A 17,686-nucleotide genomic window follows, 5' to 3' on the forward strand; every position below is an offset into this window, starting at 1 on the left:
GGTGCCCTTTTTCGTTTTTGCAATGCCTTGTTTGATCCGTTTGATGGCATGAGGAAATTCAGGGGGTGTTTGTCTGTGGACAGTGTGCTGGTGCGGGGCTATTTCTGCGGTTCAACAGAAAACCTTGCCTGAAAGCACGCTATGACAAGTCTTGCTGACATCCGTTCGACCTTTCTGAATTACTTTGGCAAACAAGGCCATGAGGTTGTGACCTCTAGCCCGCTTGTGCCGCGCAACGACCCCACGATGATGTTTGCCAATTCGGGCATGGTGCAGTTCAAGAACCTGTTTACCGGGGTTGAAACCCGCGACTACGCGCGTGCGACCACCAGCCAGAAATGTGTGCGCGCCGGCGGCAAGCATAATGATCTGGACAATGTCGGTTATACCGCGCGCCACCATACGTTTTTCGAGATGCTGGGTAACTTTAGCTTTGGTGATTACTTCAAGGCAGAAGCCATTGCTTTTGCATGGGAATTGCTGACGCAGGACTTTGGCATCGATAAGGACCGTTTGCTGGTAACGGTCTATCACACCGACGATGAAGCGGCTGATATCTGGAAAAAAGTCGCCGGTCTGCCGGATGACCGGATCATCCGCATTGCGACCGACGATAATTTCTGGCGCATGGGGCCCACTGGCCCTTGCGGCCCATGTACCGAGATCTTCTATGATCATGGCGATCATATCTGGGGTGGTCTGCCGGGATCACCCGAGGAAGATGGCGATCGGTTTATTGAGATTTGGAATATCGTGTTCATGCAGAACGAACAGTTCGCGGATGGCACTATGACACCGCTTAAGATGCAGTCGATTGACACAGGCATGGGGCTGGAACGGATCGCGGCGCTGTTGCAAGGCAAGCATGACAACTATGATATCGATGTGATGCGTGCCTTGATTGAGGCGTCGGCCGATGTGACATCAAGCGACCCCGACGGTCCGGGCAATACCCACCACCGGGTGATTGCGGATCATCTGCGATCGACTTCTTTCCTGATTGCTGAGGGTGTTCTGCCCTCCAACGAAGGGCGCGGTTACGTGCTGCGCCGCATCATGCGCCGGGCCATGCGCCATGCGCATCTGTTGGGTAGTAAAGACCCGGTCATGCACCGTTTGGTGCCTGCGCTGGTGCAGCAGATGGGGGCCGCTTATCCTGAGTTGGGTCAGGGTCAGCGCCTGATTGAAGAGACGCTTTTGAACGAAGAGGTCCGCTTTAAGCAAACGCTGGATCGTGGTTTGAAACTCTTGGATGAAGAACTGGCCGGTTTGCCAGCGGATGCGGCACTGCCCGGCAAGGCGGCCTTCAAGCTTTATGATACATACGGCTTCCCCCTTGATCTGACGCAGGACGCCCTGCGTGAAAAGGGACGGGCGGTTGATACCGATGGGTTTGATGCGGCCATGGCAGAACAGAAAGCGAAGGCCCGCGCGGCGTGGTCTGGCATCGGGGATGCGGCTGAGAGTGCTGTTTGGTTTGATATCGCTGATGAAAGCGGTACGACGGATTTTCTGGGATACGATACGCTGAGTGCTGAAGGACAGATTGCGGCATTGGTTGTTGATGGGGCCACGGTTGATCAGGCGGAGGGCACCGTTCAAATTGTGCTGAACCAGACACCATTCTATGCCGAAGCGGGTGGTCAGGTTGGCGACGCGGGTATGCTGATAACAGAGACCGGCAAGGCCGCTATTTCGGACACCAAGAAGATTGCCGGTGTTTATGTTCATATCGCAAAGGTCATGGAAGGCCACATCGGCAAAGGGCAGGGTGCTGAACTTTCTGTCGATGCGGCACGCCGCAGTGGCATTCAGGCAAATCACTCTGCCACGCATTTGTTGAACGAGGCGCTTCGCGAAGTGTTGGGCGATCATATCGCGCAGCGTGGGTCGCTGAATGCACCAGATCGTTTGCGCTTTGATTTCAGCCATACCAAGGCTCTGTCCGAGGATGAACTGGCACAGGTCGAACGTGATGTGAATGCGATTATTCGTCAAAATAGCACGGTTGAAACCCGGATCATGACACCTGATGATGCCCGCGCCATGGGCGCACAGGCGCTTTTTGGTGAAAAATACGGTGATGAGGTACGCGTTGTATCGATGGGCTGGCAGGATGGCTCTGGCAAGGGCACAGATGGCAATACATATTCGTTGGAGCTTTGCGGCGGCACACATGTATCGCAATTGGGCGAGATCGGGGCCTTTGTCACTTTGGGCGATAGCGCGTCAAGCGCCGGTGTCCGCCGGATTGAGGCGCTGACCGGTCAGGCGGCGCTGGATTATCTGCGCGAACAGGATGCGCGCCTGGGGCAGGCGGCAGCGGTGCTAAAGGCGCCTGCGGCTGAGGTCGCTGAACGCGTGAAAGCTTTGATGGATGAGCGTAAGGCGCTTGCAAATGAAGTGGCGCAATTGCGCCGTGAGGTGGCCATGGGCGGCGGCGCCGGCAGTGACGCGGTGCAGGTGGATGTGAACGGTATCTGCTTTATGGGACAGGTAATGTCAGGCGTGTCTGGCAAAGATCTTCCGTCGCTTGTTGATCAGTTCAAGGAAAAGATCGGCTCTGGCGTGGTTGTTCTGATTGCGGATGCAGGCGGTAAGGCTGCCGTCGCTGCTGGGGTGACAAGTGACCTGACAGATCGGGTCTCTGCGGTGGATGTCTTGCGCGCTGTGACGCCTGAGTTGGGCGGCAAGGGTGGCGGTGGTCGCCCTGATATGGCGCAGGGTGGCGGTGCATCCGCTGAGAACGCAGAGGCCGCGATCGCGGCGGCCAAAGCTGTTTTGGAGGGAGTAAAATGAGCGCACTTTGGATTGCACATGTGACGGTGACGGATGAAGCCGCCTACGGCGAATACGCCAAGCGGGCGACGGGCGCGATTGCAGATCACGGCGGCGTCTTTTTGGCCCGCGGTGGCGCATATGAGCAGTTGGAAGGGCCTGATCGGCCGCGCAACGTTGTGGCGCGCTTTCCCAGCCTGCAGGCAGCCCACGATTGCTATTACTCGGATGCGTATCAAGAGGCGCTTGGCTTTGCCAAAGGGGCCAGCCAACGTGAACTGAGCATCGTTGAAGAGATCGATTGAAAGGTCAGCTTGGCGAAATGATGGCCCGCCATGCGCGGGCCGGACGGTTAGACTGGATAGGGCTGCGGGCAGAACGCTATGCGCCCATCGATATCGTTCAAAGCGTCGATGTCATAGACACTGGCTTGGTTGGTGATCATGGGCGTGCCGGTAAGCGTGCTGTGACCTTGATCCAAGCGGAACATTTACCTGTTGTCGCGGCCCTGTCAGGTCATGATGTTATCAAGCCAGAGGTGTTACGCCGCAATCTTGTTGTGTCGGGATTAAACCTGCTGGCTTTGCGCAAAGGCCTGCTGCGTGTCGGCGATGTTGTGTTAGAAATCCATGGGCCGTGCCCGCCCTGTTCCCGCATGGAAAAAGAGCTGGGGCCCGGCGGTTATAACGCGATGCGTGGGCATGGCGGCTGGTATGCCAGCGTCGCCACGCCCGGTAGGCTGCATGTTGGCGATAAGATCTTGCCTGTATGACCCGGATTTTTCTAAGAATCCGGGCCAAAATCTTGGGAGATTCTGTCTGGCTTAACTGGCGCGCGCTTGCCGTTTGCGCTCATGCGGGTCCAGATAGCGCTTGCGCAGGCGGATCGCGTTGGGTGTGACCTCAACCAGTTCATCGTCGTCAATATAGGCAATCGCCTGTTCCAGCGACATCGTCACGGGCGTCGTCAGGCGCACCGCTTCGTCGGTGCCAGAGGCGCGGACGTTTGTCAGTTTTTTACCCTTGAGCGGGTTCACTTCCAGATCATTCTCGCGGCTATGTTCGCCGATGATCATGCCTGTATAGACGGCTTCCTGCGCGCCGATGAACATCTTGCCGCGGTCTTCGAGGTTCCACAGGGCGAAGGCAACCGATGTGCCATTTTCCATTGAGATCAGAACACCTTGGCGGCGTCCGTCGATCTTGCCTTTATAGGCTGTCTGACCGTGGAACAGGCGGTTTAGTACGCCAGAGCCGCGGGTGTCTGTCAGGAATTCACCGTGATAGCCGATGAGGCCACGCGACGGGACATGTGCGATGATGCGTGTCTTGCCAGCGCCAGCGGGCTTCATCTCGACCAGTTCGCCTTTGCGGGGGCCGGTTAGCTTTTCAACCACGACGCCAGTGTATTCGTCGTCCACGTCAATGGTCACTTCCTCAACCGGCTCCATGCGCTGCCCGTCTTCTTCTGTGAAGATGACCTGCGGGCGCGAGATGGACAGCTCAAACCCTTCGCGGCGCATGTTTTCGATCAGAACACCCATTTGCAATTCGCCACGACCCGAGACTTCAAACGCGTCACCACCGGGGGTGTCGGCGATTTTGATTGCGACATTGACCTCAGCTTCTTTCATCAGGCGTTCACGGATGACACGGGATTGTACCTTTTTACCATCACGGCCCGCCAGCGGGCTGTCGTTGATGCCAAAGGTTACGGTGATCGTGGGCGGGTCAATCGGTTGTGCGGGGATTGGTGTTTCAATAGCCGGGTCACAGAGAGTGTCAGCAACCGTCGCTTTGGTCATACCTGCGATTGTGACGATGTCACCGGCCTCTGCCACATCGATTGGCTGTTGCATCAGGCCCCGGAAGGCAAGGATTTTGGAAACCCTGAACTGTTCGATCTTCTCTCCCTCGCGGGACAGGGCCTTGATTGTGTCACCGGCCTTCAGCGTGCCAGCCTCAACACGGCCTGTCAGGATGCGCCCGATGAATGGGTCGGCGGACAGGGTGGTTGCCAGCATCTGGAACGGTTCATCCTTGCGGGTGATTTGTTTTGGTGTGGGCACGTGGTCGACGATCAGATCGAATAGCGCATCCAGGTTCTCGCGTGGGCCATCAAGCGCGGCATCGCACCAGCCTGCGCGGCCAGAGGCGAACATTGAGGGGAAGTCGAGCTGATCATCAGAGGCTTCCAGAGCGGCGAAGAGGTCAAACACTTCATCCACGGCGCGGTCAGGCTCCCCATCGGGTTTGTCGACCTTGTTGACCACCACGATAGGGCGCAGACCCAAGGCCAGTGCCTTGGATGTCACGAATTTTGTTTGTGGCATCGGCCCTTCGGCGGCATCCACCAGCAGCACAACACCGTCCACCATCGACAAGATCCGCTCAACCTCGCCGCCGAAGTCAGCGTGGCCGGGGGTGTCAACGATATTGATACGCGTGCCTTTCCACTCAACGGACGTACATTTCGCCAGAATGGTGATCCCGCGCTCGCGTTCGATATCATTGCTATCCATTGCGCGTTCGGACACGGCCTCATTATCCCGGAATACGCCGGACTGTTTGAGAAGTTCATCAACAAGTGTCGTCTTGCCGTGGTCAACGTGTGCGATGATCGCAATATTGCGGATATCCATGGGATCAGCCTTTAAGGGTAAGTTGCCGCGCGGATAGCGCGGCAACGCAGCAATGGCTAGCCCTAAATGCGTGCTGATGTAGCGGGCTTGGGGGAATGGTCACAGAACCAACGAATGTGGATACCATTCATATTGTGGTCAATGATGACAGTGAGTGGCAATGGACCGATCGGTTCCCCGATTACGCAGGACAAAAATCTTACTCAAGCTGATGACGTTAAAGTCGGTATTGTGCCTACCATTTCTTTATCACCCTTTCGCTGAGCGTGCATCTCACTCACACGACTAATCACACGTCCCGTCACAAATAAGCCTTATATACAAAATTTTTAACGGAAGATGGGCCACACTCCGGGCCTATTTCGAGGTGATTAATATTCTATTAACTAATTTGGAGATTGACATGATTCGTACTTACCGGAAATTTGGGCTTATCGGCATGGGGCTGGCCCTTACCGCTGCTTGCAGCAGCGGAGGGAGTGATAGCGACGTCACCCGCAACTCTCTCAATCTGGGCACCACGAGCACGGAAGAAGCCCGTAACGGCCTGCCCTTTGCAAGCGAAGGTGGGCTTGAGGGTGCATTCGAAGAGGTGCTTGATCAGGTTGACGACCTGGAGGTAGGTGAAAGTGCGGTTGTCACATTGAGCCTGCTGCGTGTCATCGCACCTGAGGGCGGTTCTGCACCAGCAGTTCAGGTCACCGATGAAACAGTGACACTCACACGGACAGGTCCTGAGGAATTCGATTTCACGCTGGCAGTTACTTATGCCGGAGAAGAGGTTGAAGTTGATATCGCGCAAGTTGTCGAGGATGAGTCGACCGAGAGCATTGATCTGTCCGAACTGCCTTTCTTTCCTATCCCGGCTGATGCGCGTGCTAAAGAGAATGTAGCCCTCGTGCAATTCTTCGAATTTACTGATGAAGAAGAATTAGTCGGTTTCGGCCATGTTATTGCTGGTCTTGAGACCAATCCCGATGATCTGGTTGCTTTGGGCGCAACACCAGACGGGGGTAGCGTCTTTTATCAAGGAGATTTCCTTGGCGCGGCAACACGTTTGGATAGCAACGATGAGCCAATTCTGGCCGATGGACAACCCGTTCAGGTTTTTGGTGACGTATCCATCGAAGCGAGCTTTAGCGACATGTCGTTGGGCGGTGAATTGGAAATCGGAACATATGATGGCGCATCTTTTGGTGTTGAATTTGATGACGTGGACATCGTGGGAAATGGTTTTGAAACATCGAATACCGGTGTATCCTGCGGCGAAGCTGTCACGTCATGCAGCGGGACAGCGCAAGTCGGTGGGGCTTTCTTCGGCGTAGATGCCGCAGAAGTAGCCGGTCTTGCCGAGTTTGACCTGTCGGGCTTTGACGATGAAGGCAACGGTGAACGCCTTGTTGGCGGCGGCGGCTTTGTCGCAGAACAAGAAGTGGAATAATGCTCTTGGTGCATGTCGTCGGCTTGGCTTGCACGCAATAATTGAAGGGGCAGCTTTTGCTGCCCCTTTGTTATTAGGTCTGTCCTGTTCTTATGCGACGCGACAGTTCACAGCCAACTGTGCGATTGCTTGGCTTCTAGGCAAAAACCTCTGCCGGATTGTGTTCAGCCTGAGCCAACCTGCGGATGATGGTGATAAAAAATGCCGATGGAATGAGCCAGAGAAAGCCTGAGATGATGACGCTCTGATTATACGCAATATAGTCTGGCAGGGCATTGGGCGTTGATTGGTTTGAGGTAAAACCATCGTAAAAATTCATACCGATCCAAGAGAACCACCAAAGCGGAAGCAACAATGGTGTCCCGCCTTCGGATGGGATCAGGCGTGCCCATGTTTGTTTCATTGCTGTAAATGGCATCCACAGGTTGGCAAATGGCACGAAATACCAGCCAACCGCCCATCCGGGTTTAATTGCGTCGGGGTCAAAATGGATCGCGGCCGCGTTGCGGCTTGCCAGATATATAAAACGACCATTGATTATAATGGCAATCAACAAGGTCGCCATAAATGCGATTGCGGTATAGCCGACGATTGTATCACTTTGCTCTAATGCGCCGATATCGGCGCTACCATCGAGGAACCGGGTGATCACACCGTTTTGGTACACGTGAACCAGTGAAAACGCGACCTGCAACGCAGCAAAGACCCCGGTGGCCCAAACTGCGCGCCGACCGGGTTTTGTGAGATCGGTGAAGATGTCGTTTGTCAAAGTGTGGTCCAATCACTGCGGTGGTCAGGTGTGTGAACGGTTAACAAACACTCAACTATGGCAGACGTGAGGCGGTACGCCGCTGACCTGTGGGCAATACGTGGCCTTAAATCGCCTTATTCAGGTTTTCATCTATGCTTTCAAGGAACCCCATCATGGACAACGGGCCTTTATCGGACCCGACCCGAAGTATCGGATTTCATCGGGGTAAATAAAAGTGCGGCGTTTGGTGTTTTTAGGATGTGTGTTGTCGGTTAAGAGCTTATACGAAATACAACCCTTGGTTTTGGAGCACGATTAATGACCCTCAAGAAGTTACCACTGGCCCTTGGGCTTTTTGTTATGATTAGCGCCTGCGGAGGCTCATCATCCTCGGACGGTGGTGGCAGTGGCGGCGGGGATACGCCTGTTGGCGCCACGAGCGCGTCACAAGGGCTGAACGAGGCTGGCTTGACGGGTAGGATCGGTGAGTTTGGTAACTTTATTGCATCGAATGATGCTAACTCATTCACCTTTTTTGCGGACGGCGAAAATGATTTTGAGATTGAGGGGTTTGGGGTTTTTACCCGTAGGGTAGTTTCAAGCGGGGGATCTAGTGGACCAGACTACGCGATATTTGGTGAAACAGAGAGCGGGTCAGGGCAAGCGCAAGTCTTTGGTGTGGATTTCTCCGATGCGAATGCCGCTACCGCCGATGTCTTCAGAATTGGCTCAACCTTGGTGCCAACATCGGGCGATATAACATACACTGGCAACTACGGGGCCTTGCTGTTTCGGGTTGAAGGTACGACCAACACGACAACGGCCATAATTGAAGGCGACGTCGAGCTTACCGCAAGTTTTGCAGATTCTAGCGCCATATCTGGCAGCATTTTCAATAGAGAACGTATAGACGCGTCAGGTAGCTATGAGGATATCCTTTTTGAGACATCCACGATTTCCGATGGCGCGTTTAGCGGAACAGCTACCAGCGAAGATAGCGCGACTGATGGTGATTATACAGGTTTGATTGTCGGCTCGGATGGGTCCGAGGTCGTTGGATCGGTTCTGATTGAACACGATAGTAGCTCAACGGAGCTTTTGGAAGTCGGCGTTTTTACCGCTGAAGAGTAGCCCTAATCATATGAATCCGGCTCGGCCGACATTGCGCAGCCGGCCCCCTTATCAGTAAGAAGGCTTCTGGGGCAGCGACCGCTGCCCTTTTCCTCATCTGCATTTTCACCAACACCCTACCGCGCTGTTAGGTTTATGGCGCGCTGCCTCTTTCTACTGTGTCAGGATCAACAACCGCACTTTAGATGGCCTTATTGAGGTTCTCATCGATCTTCTCAAGAAAGCCCATCGTCGTCAGCCACCCCTGATCGGGCCCAACCAGCAGGGCAAGGTCTTTGGTCATGAAACCGCTTTCCACAGTATCCACGATCACCTTTTCCAATGTATCGGCAAATGTCATCAACTGCGCGTTATCATCCAGCTTTGCGCGATGCTTGAGCCCGCCGGTCCATGCAAAAATCGAAGCGATGGAGTTGGTGGACGTCGCCTGACCCTCTTGATGCTGCCGGTAGTGACGGGTGACGGTGCCGTGGGCCGCTTCGGCCTCTACAATCTTGCCGTCTGGTGTCATCAACTGGCTGGTCATTAAGCCAAGCGATCCGAACCCTTGTGCAACCGTATCGGACTGCACGTCGCCGTCATAGTTCTTGCAGGCCCAGACAAATTTGCCCGACCATTTCATTGCTGATGCGACCATGTCATCGATCAGCCGGTGCTGGTATTCGATCCCGGCTTCGTCGAACTTGTCTTTGAATTCTTCGTCAAAGACCTGCTGGAACAGGTCCTTGAACCGCCCGTCATAGGCCTTGAGGATTGTGTTCTTGGTGGACAGATAGACAGGCCAGCCAAGGTTCAGCCCATAGTTGAACGACGCGCGTGCGAAGTCGATGATTGATGCATCAAGGTTATACATCCCCATCGCCACACCAGCGGCGGGGCTGTCAAAGACCTCTTTCTCGATCACGGTGCCATCTTCACCGACGAATTTCATCGTCAGTTTGCCGGGGCCCGGCATCAGGAAATCGGTCGCCTTGTATTGATCGCCAAAGGCATGCCGCCCGATCACAATCGGATCGGTCCAGCCGGGCACAAGCCGGGGTACGTTTTTGCAGATAATGGGCGCACGAAATACTACGCCGCCAAGGATGTTGCGGATCGTGCCATTGGGCGAGCGCCACATCTGTTTGAGGCCGAACTCTTCAACCCGCTGTTCATCGGGGGTGATTGTCGCGCATTTCACGCCAACGCCGATTTCCTTGATCTTTTCGGCGGCGTCGATCGTGATCTGGTCGTTCGTCTCATCCCGGACCTCCATCGCGAGGTCATAGTAAAGCAGATCAATGTCCAGATAGGGCAGAATCAGTTTGTCTTTGATGAACTGCCACATGATGCGGGTCATCTCATCACCGTCGAGTTCGACGATGGGGTTTTCTACCTTGATCTTGGACATGCGTGTCTCCGTGGCGAAGGGAATCTGACTTTGAGATAGCCTATCATGGACGCGACGGAAAGCCCTGTATGCATTTGTATACAAAAAGACTCATGTCGGCGATTCTACCTTTTGGCTTCTGGTGCTTCTCGGCTGTTTGTACGGAATTCTCGTTGTAGGCTTCGTACTTGCAACCAGTAGCGCACCTGAAAAGGTTTTCTCAGCGCGACCACATACCAAGGCGGCCCTTTTAGAGCCTTCACGATCCCGCGCCGACTGCCCAGTTTTCCCCTCATTTTGGTGAGTCGCCCAGGAGTTAGCATTGTCAATTGCGGGCTGGCCGCGCCAAGGTTCGGTACGTCCGAGGTTGTTATAGGGCCGCTGGCATGGCTAATCCACGTGGCGCGAAGTTTCTTCATATGCAGCCGGTTCCTTGATCGTGCGAGCAACTTGCATTTCTTCAAGATTAATCCCTGAATGCTGGCAGCAAGCCGATCATGTTCTGCCGGCGTGATGCGCTTGAGGTCGCGAGCATCGCTGGTGGTTTCCAGCATGTAAATCAATTGCGTGACCGACTCTGAATTGTTTTCGACAGCGAAAATATCATTATCATCGGTGTTGCGTCCTATGGCCCCGCGGCTGGCTGCGTGAACCCGCCGGTCGAATGTCGGTGTCTTGAGGTAGCGTACGCCTTTCAAGAGTGATGCACGATAGGGAATAATCCAGTCGGACGCCCTCGCGGTGCCGCGGATATCAATGGGGCCGAACTGGTCGAATACCTCGCGGTGCCAACTGAGCGCCGGACCATAAACCATCTGCGTCCAACCAGTCGCCGCAAATTCTTCTGCATTAAAGAATGCGTCGGTGGCATTGTCGCGATCAAGGCCGATGACATCGCCTGCCGCTGTTATGCGCCGCGCATTTGACGTTACCATGCTGACGTCATGAGCAAGAAATGCTTCCATGATCAAAGAGATACGGTTGGGATATTGGATGTCATCATCATGTGCGGCGACAATGTAATCGGCGGTGGCCTTGCGCATTAAAACGTTGAAATTCGCCATGGAAAGATTCTGGTCGTTCTTCCCAATCTTGATGCTGTGAGGCCCGTCATAGGCATCTGTCACGCGCTTGACGACGTCGAACGCATCATCTGGTGACGCATCATCCTGAATGATGATTTCCAGCTTGGGATAGTCCAGCGCCAGAATACTGTGTAATGCGGGTTCCAGATAGGGTTGGTGGCGGAAAACCGGCACAATGACCGAAACCGGGGGGCGGGCGGCGTTGTTCACTCCATCGCGTCCATGGCTTCTTGGGTCAGCCGGTGCCGGTTTTCCCAAGTGTAGCGCATCGTATCTTCCAGCAGGTCTTTGAGCATAATCCTTGGTGTCCAGCCCAACCCCTTGATCTTGTCGATGTTTGGCATCCGCCGCTCGGTATCTTCAAAGCCTTCGCCATAAAACTCTTGCCCGTCCACCGTGACGATATCAGAACGGACGCTGCTCATCTCGAAATTTGCTGCAAAGATATCGCGCATCAGTGTTGCGAGATCAGCGATCCTGATCTCGTTCTGGGGCGTGCCAATATTGAAGATTTCACCATTGGATTTGGCCGGATTGTCCAGAATAGCGATCAGCGCATTCACCAAGTCATCCACATGGATAAAGGTTCTAAGTGCCTTGCCGCCGTCGACAAGGCGCAACGGTTCTCCGTTCATCAGCGCCGACATGAAGTAAGAGAAAACCCGTGGCGCGCCATCATCTGGGCCAACCATCACATGGTCAATCAGCGGGCCAACCACGTTGAAGGGGCGCACAATGGTAAATTTGAGTCCGCTTTGGCGCCCATGTGCGAATATCATTCGGTCCAGCAGTTGTTTCGTTGTGGAATAGATCCAGCGATGGTTTCTGATCGGACCTGTCACGCAGTTAGATAGATCTTCGCTAAACGGCTCTGTGGAGCCGAGCGCTTTGCCATAGACCTCTGACGTCGAAAAATGAACGAGTTTTTTGCGATGTTTGACGCAGGCATCAATCACCTTGGAGCCATCAAACAAATTGAGTTTTGCAACTGCCAGCGGGTCCTGAACGTAGAGCCGGGGCGACGCTTTTGAGGCGAGATTGAAAATGATATCATGATCCGCCACGAGGGCGCTGAGTTCATCGTCATCTGAACTGATGTCTATGTGATGGAAGGCAAATGGTTTGTTCTCAAACCGGATCTTGAGCTTGGCACTCCAGATATCGGCTTGTGCCACCGAATAGTTGTCCGAATTTGCAAGTTTGTGGGACATATGGCTACCAATAAAGCCCGCGCCCCCGACACATAGAATTTTCTGCTTAACCATAAATGCTCTCTCAAAATAAACACTGGTTTTGGATTTCACCCCACACATGAGAAGATTACAAGCCATTATGACAGAAGGAGAGGTTGGTAGGCCCGGCAGGACTTGAACCCGCAACCAAAGCGTTATGAGCGCTCTGCTCTAACCAGTTGAGCTACAGGCCCCCTTGATGACAATCGCATTATCAGACCGGTGTGTTGCGTCAAGCGAGGAATGATACCACGTTCCAATTCCTGTTCCCTTTGGCAAAGCGATGCGGTAACGAACGCCAAACACGACAGGAGCTGCCCGATGACCAAAGAGAACGGCCTGACTTATGCTGATGCAGGTGTCGATATTGATGCGGGCAACACGCTGGTTGAACGGATCAAGCCTGCGGCCAAGCGCACGGCGCGCCCCGGTGTGATGGCGGGGTTGGGCGGCTTTGGTGCGCTGTTCGATCTTAAGGGGGCAGGCTATACTGATCCGGTTCTGGTGGCGGCAACCGATGGTGTGGGCACCAAGCTGCGGATCGCGATCGATACAGGCAATGTAGATACGATCGGCATTGATCTGGTTGCCATGTGCGTGAACGATCTGGTGTGCCAAGGGGCAGAGCCTTTGTTTTTCCTGGATTATTTTGCGACCGGCAAGCTGGAACTAGATCAGGCGACCCGCATCATTGAAGGTATTGCTGCGGGGTGCGCGGCCTCTGGCTGCGCGCTGATCGGTGGTGAAACGGCTGAAATGCCGGGCATGTATCACGCCGGTGATTTCGATCTGGCCGGCTTTGCCGTGGGTGCGATGGAACGCGGGACGGAACTGCCCGCAGGCGTACAAGAAGGCGATGTCTTGCTTGGGTTGGCATCTGACGGGGTGCATTCAAACGGGTATTCGCTTGTGCGCCGCATCGTGGATGTTTCCGGCCTTGCTTGGGCAGACGATGCGCCCTTTACCGACGGTACGTTGGGCACAGCCCTGCTGGCACCGACACGTTTATATGTGAAACAAGCGCTGGCTGCCGTACGCGCTGGCGGTGTGCATGCACTGGCCCATATCACCGGCGGTGGTCTCACCGAAAACTTGCCGCGGGTTCTGCCCAAGGGTTTGGGCGCGCAGGTTGATCTGGATGCTTGGGAGCTACCACCGGTGTTTCGCTGGTTGGCAAAGACTGGTGGCATGGCCGAAGCAGAGCTGCTGAAGACATTCAACGCAGGCATCGGGATGGTGCTGGCGGTCGACGCAACACAAGCCGATGTGCTGTCCGCGGTTTTGACCGATGCAGGCGAAACGGTGCATCAATTGGGCATGGTGACGGGCGGCGAAGGCGTCAGCTATACAGGTGCGCTTTTGTGACCAAACGGGTTGCGATCCTGATATCGGGCGGGGGATCAAATATGGTCGCCTTGGCGCAATCCATGTGCGGTGATCATCCCGCCCGGCCTGTTTTGGTCCTGTCGAACAATCCGCAGGCCGGAGGGCTGGCCAAAGCCCGCGGTTTGCATATTCCGACAATGGCGATCGATCATGAGACTTATGGGGTAGACCGTACCGGGTTTGAAGCGGCTTTACAAAAAGCCCTGGAGACGGCGCGCCCGGATATCATCTGCCTTGCAGGTTTTATGCGGATTTTGTCGCCGCAGTTTATGGAGAAATGGGATGGGCGGATGCTGAATATTCACCCCTCGCTTTTGCCGAAATACAAGGGGTTGCACACCCATGCGCGCGCGCTTGAAGCAGGTGATGCAGAGCATGGCTGCACCGTGCATGAGGTCACTGCTGCCTTGGATGATGGGCCGATTTTAGGGCAAGCGCGCATCAAGGTGCAGCCGGATGACACGCCACAGACGCTTGCCGACCGGCTTTTGCCGCTGGAGCATGCGCTTTATCCTGCTGTGCTTGCGCGTTTTGCTTGCGGTGATCGGACCCCGGTGATTTTGCCCGCCTGAGGCTGCGCTTTCCATCGCTGCAGCAATCGCCTATCAGTACGAGACCGCTTAACACGCTCTTGAATACTGACGGACTGACATGAAGAAAATCACTACGACCGAAGACTTGGCCGCATTCTGCCAAGAGGCCGCGAAACGGGCCTATGTGACTGTCGATACAGAATTTCTACGCGAGCGGACTTATTACTCCAAGCTTTGCCTTGTGCAGCTGGCCTACCAGGATGAAAACGGTGCGGATGCTGTCCTGGTCGACCCGCTGGTTGATGGGTTGTCGTTGGAGCCGCTTTACGATCTTTTCAAAGACCACGGCGTTGTGAAAGTCTTTCACGCGGCACGTCAGGATCTTGAGATTTTCTATGTTGATGCGGGTGTCATTCCGGAACCGCTGTTTGACACGCAGGTGGCCGCGATGGTCTGCGGGTTTGGTGAACAGGTTGGCTATGAAACGCTGGTGCGTAAGATCACCAAGTCAGATTTGGATAAATCCTCTCGTTTTACCGATTGGTCGCGCCGCCCGCTGACGGATGCGCAGGCTAAATATGCCGTGGCGGATGTCACCCATCTGCGTGATATCTATGAATACCTGTCAGATCGTTTGGCCAAGTCGGGCCGCAGTAAATGGGTCGCCGAAGAAATGGCGGTATTGGAAGACCCCGCAACCTATCAGGCGGACCCGGATAATGCATGGAAGCGGGTCAAAACCCGCACGCAGTCGGGCAAATTTCTGGCGATGGTGCGTGAATTGGCGCGGTTTCGCGAAACCTATGCGCAAGAACGTAACGTGCCGCGCAACCGTGTGTTCAAAGATGATGCGCTGGTCGAACTGGCATCAACGAAACCCCAGTCTGAAAAAGATCTTGGACGCTCTCGCTTGTTACTGCGCGAGGCGCGCAAGGGGGACATCGCGGCTGGTATTCTGGCGGCGATCAAGGCCGGTATGGCTGTCCGACCCGAAGATATGCCCAAAGTCGATAACACGCGCGCCAAAATGCAGGTGAACCCTGCCTTGGCCGATATGCTGCGTGTGTTGCTGAAGGCCAAGACGGATGATGCAGAAGTCGCACCCAAGCTGATCGCCACCTCTGCCGATCTGGATGCGTTGGCCAGCGGTCAACGGGATGTGGCCGCGTTGAAAGGCTGGCGGCGCGAGGTCTTTGGCAAGGATGCGCTACAGCTTTGCGAAGGACAGGTCGGACTGGCTGTGAAAGGCCAAAAGGTTGTGACTGTCGCGCTTTGATCTGGACGTTGGCGGGCAGGGGACCTACATCCTTAATAGGCGCAAAATCCTAGGACATCCCATGGCTAATCCTGACTTTGAAGAGCTTGTCGAGACCTTTGAATTCCTTGACGATTGGGAAGACCGCTATCGCCATGTGATTGACATGGGCAAGGCGATGGACCCGCTCGAAGACGCTTTGCGCGTCCCTGCAACCAAGGTGGACGGCTGCGCCAGCCAAGTGTGGCTCGTACCCAAGATTGAAGGCGATGTGTTCACCTTTCGCGGCGAAAGCGACGCCATGATTGTGCGCGGGCTGATTGCGGTGCTGGTGGCGCTTTATGACAACCAACCAGTTAGTGAGATCGGCAAGATTGATGCAGCGGCTGAGTTGGGCCGGTTAGGGTTGAATGATCACCTGTCGGCGCAACGCTCAAACGGGTTGCGTGCGATGGTAGAACGTATTCGCGAAACGGCGGCGTCGGCTTCGTAATTCCTTTTCAAGTAATTGTCGTCAGTGCCTTTTTCAGATCGCCGTAACCAGTGAACCGCCGTTCAAACGCAAGGCCAAGTCGTGCGGCGCAATCTTGCGCCTTCTCAGTCAGGTCAGGGTCGTCGGTCTGCGCCTGATAGACCAACTTTTCGTAGCTTCCGAAATACATATCCCGCAGGTCGGGGTGACGCCCAAGCCCCAATGGCTCCCAGACGAAAGCATCAAACTGGCGTACCAGAAAATCCGTCAGATAAAAGGCTGTTATCTCATCGTGCGCTGCAAAGATGTCATTGCCCTCAAAAAAGGAATAGCAATGCGGGCCGGCGACCATCTGAATGCCCATGTCTGCGCAGGCAGCCTGCAGCTGACCCCCTGTGCCGCAATCAGCGTAAACCACGAAAAGCTGATCATAGGCGTCACGATGCTTGGCGACGGCGTCACGCACAGCAGGTACAATCCGTTCGGGATGGTTGTGCAGGATCGCTGGCAGGCACTGTAGATCAAGATGGTCCAAAGTATTGGCCGTTTTGATCGCAAGAATTTCGCGGGCCAATGCACCGCAGGCGATCAGCAGCACACGGCCTTCACCTTTTGGCGCAACCCCTTCGGTCGTCAGGGTCGCGTCGGTGGTCATGGCTGGTCGTGCTTGCGGGTGCTGATCTTGCGCCATGCGAAAGACGCACAAAGGGCAAGAAGACTGAGAACGGAAAAGCCCACCGCCGATGACGTCAACGATGTGCCAAGCACAGCAAACACGACAGCAATGGTGGCCGCCGCTGCGGCGATCACCAATACAATAAGAAAGATCAGTCGTTCAATTGGCATGTTATCCTCCTGAAATTATCAGATAAGAACGCCACGCCACTTGTTGAAGGTCAAACGGCTGCGGCACCTTGGTTATGTTTGCGCGCCATAAAGGTTTTAGCCGTCTCAACCGCAACAGCCGCGTCACGGCAGTAGGCATCGGCACCAATGGCTTTGCCGAACTCTTCGTTCAGCGGCGCACCACCAACAAGGACGACATAATCATCGCGCAAGCCTTTTTCGACCATCGTGTCGATGACGACCTTCATGTAGGGCATTGTTGTGGTCAGCAGGGCAGACATGCCAAGGATATCGGGCTGTTCGGTTTCCAACGCTTCAAGATAAGCCTCGACCGCGTTGTTGATCCCCAGATCGACGACTTCGAAACCGGCACCTTCCATCATCATTGAGACAAGGTTCTTGCCGATGTCGTGGATATCGCCTTTCACGGTACCGATGACCATCTTACCAACGCGTGGCGCACCGGTTTCGGCCAGTAGCGGTTTGAGGATCGACATGCCGCCCTTCATCGCATTGGCCGCGAGTAGGACCTCAGGCACAAAGAGGATACCGTCGCGGAAGTCATGGCCCACAATGGTCATGCCTCCAACAAGTGCCTCGGTCAGGATACGATAAGGGGCCCAATCGCGTTCCAGAAGGATGTTCACACCTTCTTCGATCTCTTCCTTCATCCCGTCATAAAGGTCGTCAAACATCTGTGCGACGAGGTCTTCGTCATTCAGTTCGGACAGGATGATGTCATCTTCTTCGTCGGACATGGGCCAAG

Annotated in this window: 17 protein-coding genes and 1 tRNA gene; 9 read left to right on the top strand and 9 right to left on the bottom strand. The window is 54.8% G+C overall.

Translation table 11 applies throughout. The annotated features are described in order from the left end of the window. The first annotated feature begins 141 nt into the window (after positions 1–141). The 3 genes from alaS to BC777_RS02535 are packed head-to-tail and all read left to right on the top strand — an operon-like array spanning position 142 to position 3,550. Positions 142–2,799 carry an alanine--tRNA ligase gene (alaS, locus tag BC777_RS02525; protein ID WP_100366587.1) on the top strand — a complete coding sequence of 886 codons (2,658 nt, stop codon included), beginning with the start codon at positions 142–144 and terminating at the stop codon, positions 2,797–2,799. Beyond that, positions 2,796–3,083, top strand: coding sequence for a DUF1330 domain-containing protein (locus tag BC777_RS02530; RefSeq protein WP_100366588.1), 288 nt, complete (start codon positions 2,796–2,798; stop codon positions 3,081–3,083). The genes alaS and BC777_RS02530 overlap by 4 nt, the downstream gene beginning before the upstream one ends. After that, positions 3,080–3,550, top strand: coding sequence for an MOSC domain-containing protein (locus BC777_RS02535; protein WP_100366589.1), 471 nt, complete (start codon positions 3,080–3,082; stop codon positions 3,548–3,550). The genes BC777_RS02530 and BC777_RS02535 overlap by 4 nt, the downstream gene beginning before the upstream one ends. Before the next feature lie 51 nt (positions 3,551–3,601). On the opposite strand, the gene typA is transcribed toward BC777_RS02535, so the two are convergent. Further along, positions 3,602–5,419: a translational GTPase TypA gene (gene typA / locus BC777_RS02540; protein ID WP_100366590.1), complete on the bottom strand. Its 1,818-nt coding sequence runs from the start codon at positions 5,417–5,419 to the stop codon at positions 3,602–3,604. Positions 5,420–5,822: 403 nt separating this feature from the next. On the opposite strand from typA, the gene BC777_RS19305 reads away from it, so the two are divergent. Then, entirely contained in the window at positions 5,823–6,860 is a 1,038-nt protein-coding gene (locus BC777_RS19305) for a transferrin-binding protein-like solute binding protein (RefSeq protein WP_168769056.1), read from the top strand. Positions 6,861–6,996: 136 nt separating this feature from the next. Here BC777_RS19305 and BC777_RS02555 read toward each other — a convergent pair whose 3' ends face one another. Next, on the bottom strand, positions 6,997–7,629 hold the full coding sequence (locus tag BC777_RS02555; protein WP_168769057.1) for a DUF4328 domain-containing protein: 633 nt from the start codon (positions 7,627–7,629) through the stop codon (positions 6,997–6,999). A 300-nt stretch (positions 7,630–7,929) separates the two neighbouring features. Here BC777_RS02555 and BC777_RS02560 point away from each other — a divergent pair, with 300 nt between their 5' ends. Further along, positions 7,930–8,742: a HupA family protein gene (locus BC777_RS02560; RefSeq protein ID WP_100366594.1), complete on the top strand. Its 813-nt coding sequence runs from the start codon at positions 7,930–7,932 to the stop codon at positions 8,740–8,742. Positions 8,743–8,923: 181 nt separating this feature from the next. On the opposite strand, the gene BC777_RS02565 is transcribed toward BC777_RS02560, so the two are convergent. From BC777_RS02565 to BC777_RS02580, 4 genes are all read right to left on the bottom strand, one after another. Then, on the bottom strand, positions 8,924–10,132 hold the full coding sequence (locus tag BC777_RS02565) for an NADP-dependent isocitrate dehydrogenase (protein ID WP_100366595.1): 1,209 nt from the start codon (positions 10,130–10,132) through the stop codon (positions 8,924–8,926). A gap of 104 nt (positions 10,133–10,236) precedes the next feature. After that, complete coding sequence (locus BC777_RS02570) at positions 10,237–11,406, bottom strand: glycosyltransferase (protein ID WP_168769058.1); 1,170 nt, start codon at positions 11,404–11,406, stop codon at positions 10,237–10,239. Beyond that, positions 11,403–12,527 carry an NAD-dependent epimerase/dehydratase family protein gene (locus tag BC777_RS02575; RefSeq protein WP_100366597.1) on the bottom strand — a complete coding sequence of 375 codons (1,125 nt, stop codon included), beginning with the start codon at positions 12,525–12,527 and terminating at the stop codon, positions 11,403–11,405. The genes BC777_RS02570 and BC777_RS02575 overlap by 4 nt, the downstream gene beginning before the upstream one ends. A gap of 18 nt (positions 12,528–12,545) precedes the next feature. Beyond that, positions 12,546–12,622 (bottom strand) — tRNA-Ile (locus BC777_RS02580). Positions 12,623–12,749: 127 nt separating this feature from the next. Between BC777_RS02580 and purM the strand changes: the two genes are divergently transcribed. The 4 genes from purM to BC777_RS02600 all read left to right on the top strand — a co-directional run bounded on the left by purM (position 12,750) and on the right by BC777_RS02600 (position 16,095). Next, on the top strand, positions 12,750–13,793 hold the full coding sequence (gene purM / locus BC777_RS02585) for a phosphoribosylformylglycinamidine cyclo-ligase (protein ID WP_100366598.1): 1,044 nt from the start codon (positions 12,750–12,752) through the stop codon (positions 13,791–13,793). Next, positions 13,790–14,386, top strand: coding sequence for a phosphoribosylglycinamide formyltransferase (purN, locus tag BC777_RS02590; RefSeq protein WP_100366599.1), 597 nt, complete (start codon positions 13,790–13,792; stop codon positions 14,384–14,386). Before purM ends, purN begins: the two co-directional genes overlap by 4 nt. A 79-nt stretch (positions 14,387–14,465) precedes the next feature. Continuing rightward, positions 14,466–15,623, top strand: a complete 1,158-nt coding sequence (gene rnd / locus BC777_RS02595; protein ID WP_100366600.1) for a ribonuclease D — start codon at positions 14,466–14,468, stop codon at positions 15,621–15,623. A 61-nt stretch (positions 15,624–15,684) separates the two neighbouring features. Next, on the top strand, positions 15,685–16,095 hold the full coding sequence (locus BC777_RS02600) for a SufE family protein (RefSeq protein ID WP_100366601.1): 411 nt from the start codon (positions 15,685–15,687) through the stop codon (positions 16,093–16,095). 7 nt (positions 16,096–16,102) lie between these two features. On the opposite strand, the gene BC777_RS02605 is transcribed toward BC777_RS02600, so the two are convergent. Genes BC777_RS02605 through BC777_RS02615 form a run of 3 tightly spaced genes read right to left on the bottom strand, consistent with a single transcriptional unit; the run spans position 16,103 to position 17,678 of the window. After that, a complete protein-coding gene (locus BC777_RS02605) occupies positions 16,103–16,729 on the bottom strand; it encodes a DUF1638 domain-containing protein (RefSeq protein WP_100366602.1) in 627 nt (208 codons plus the stop codon). Next, a complete protein-coding gene (locus BC777_RS02610) occupies positions 16,726–16,920 on the bottom strand; it encodes a hypothetical protein (protein WP_100366603.1) in 195 nt (64 codons plus the stop codon). Before BC777_RS02610 ends, BC777_RS02605 begins: the two co-directional genes overlap by 4 nt. Before the next feature lie 50 nt (positions 16,921–16,970). Then, a complete protein-coding gene (locus BC777_RS02615; protein ID WP_100366604.1) occupies positions 16,971–17,678 on the bottom strand; it encodes a cobalamin B12-binding domain-containing protein in 708 nt (235 codons plus the stop codon). Positions 17,679–17,686: the final 8 nt, after the last annotated feature.

Origin of the sequence: Yoonia maricola (assembly GCF_002797915.1) — a bacterium.
Lineage (GTDB): Bacteria > Pseudomonadota > Alphaproteobacteria > Rhodobacterales > Rhodobacteraceae > Yoonia > Yoonia maricola.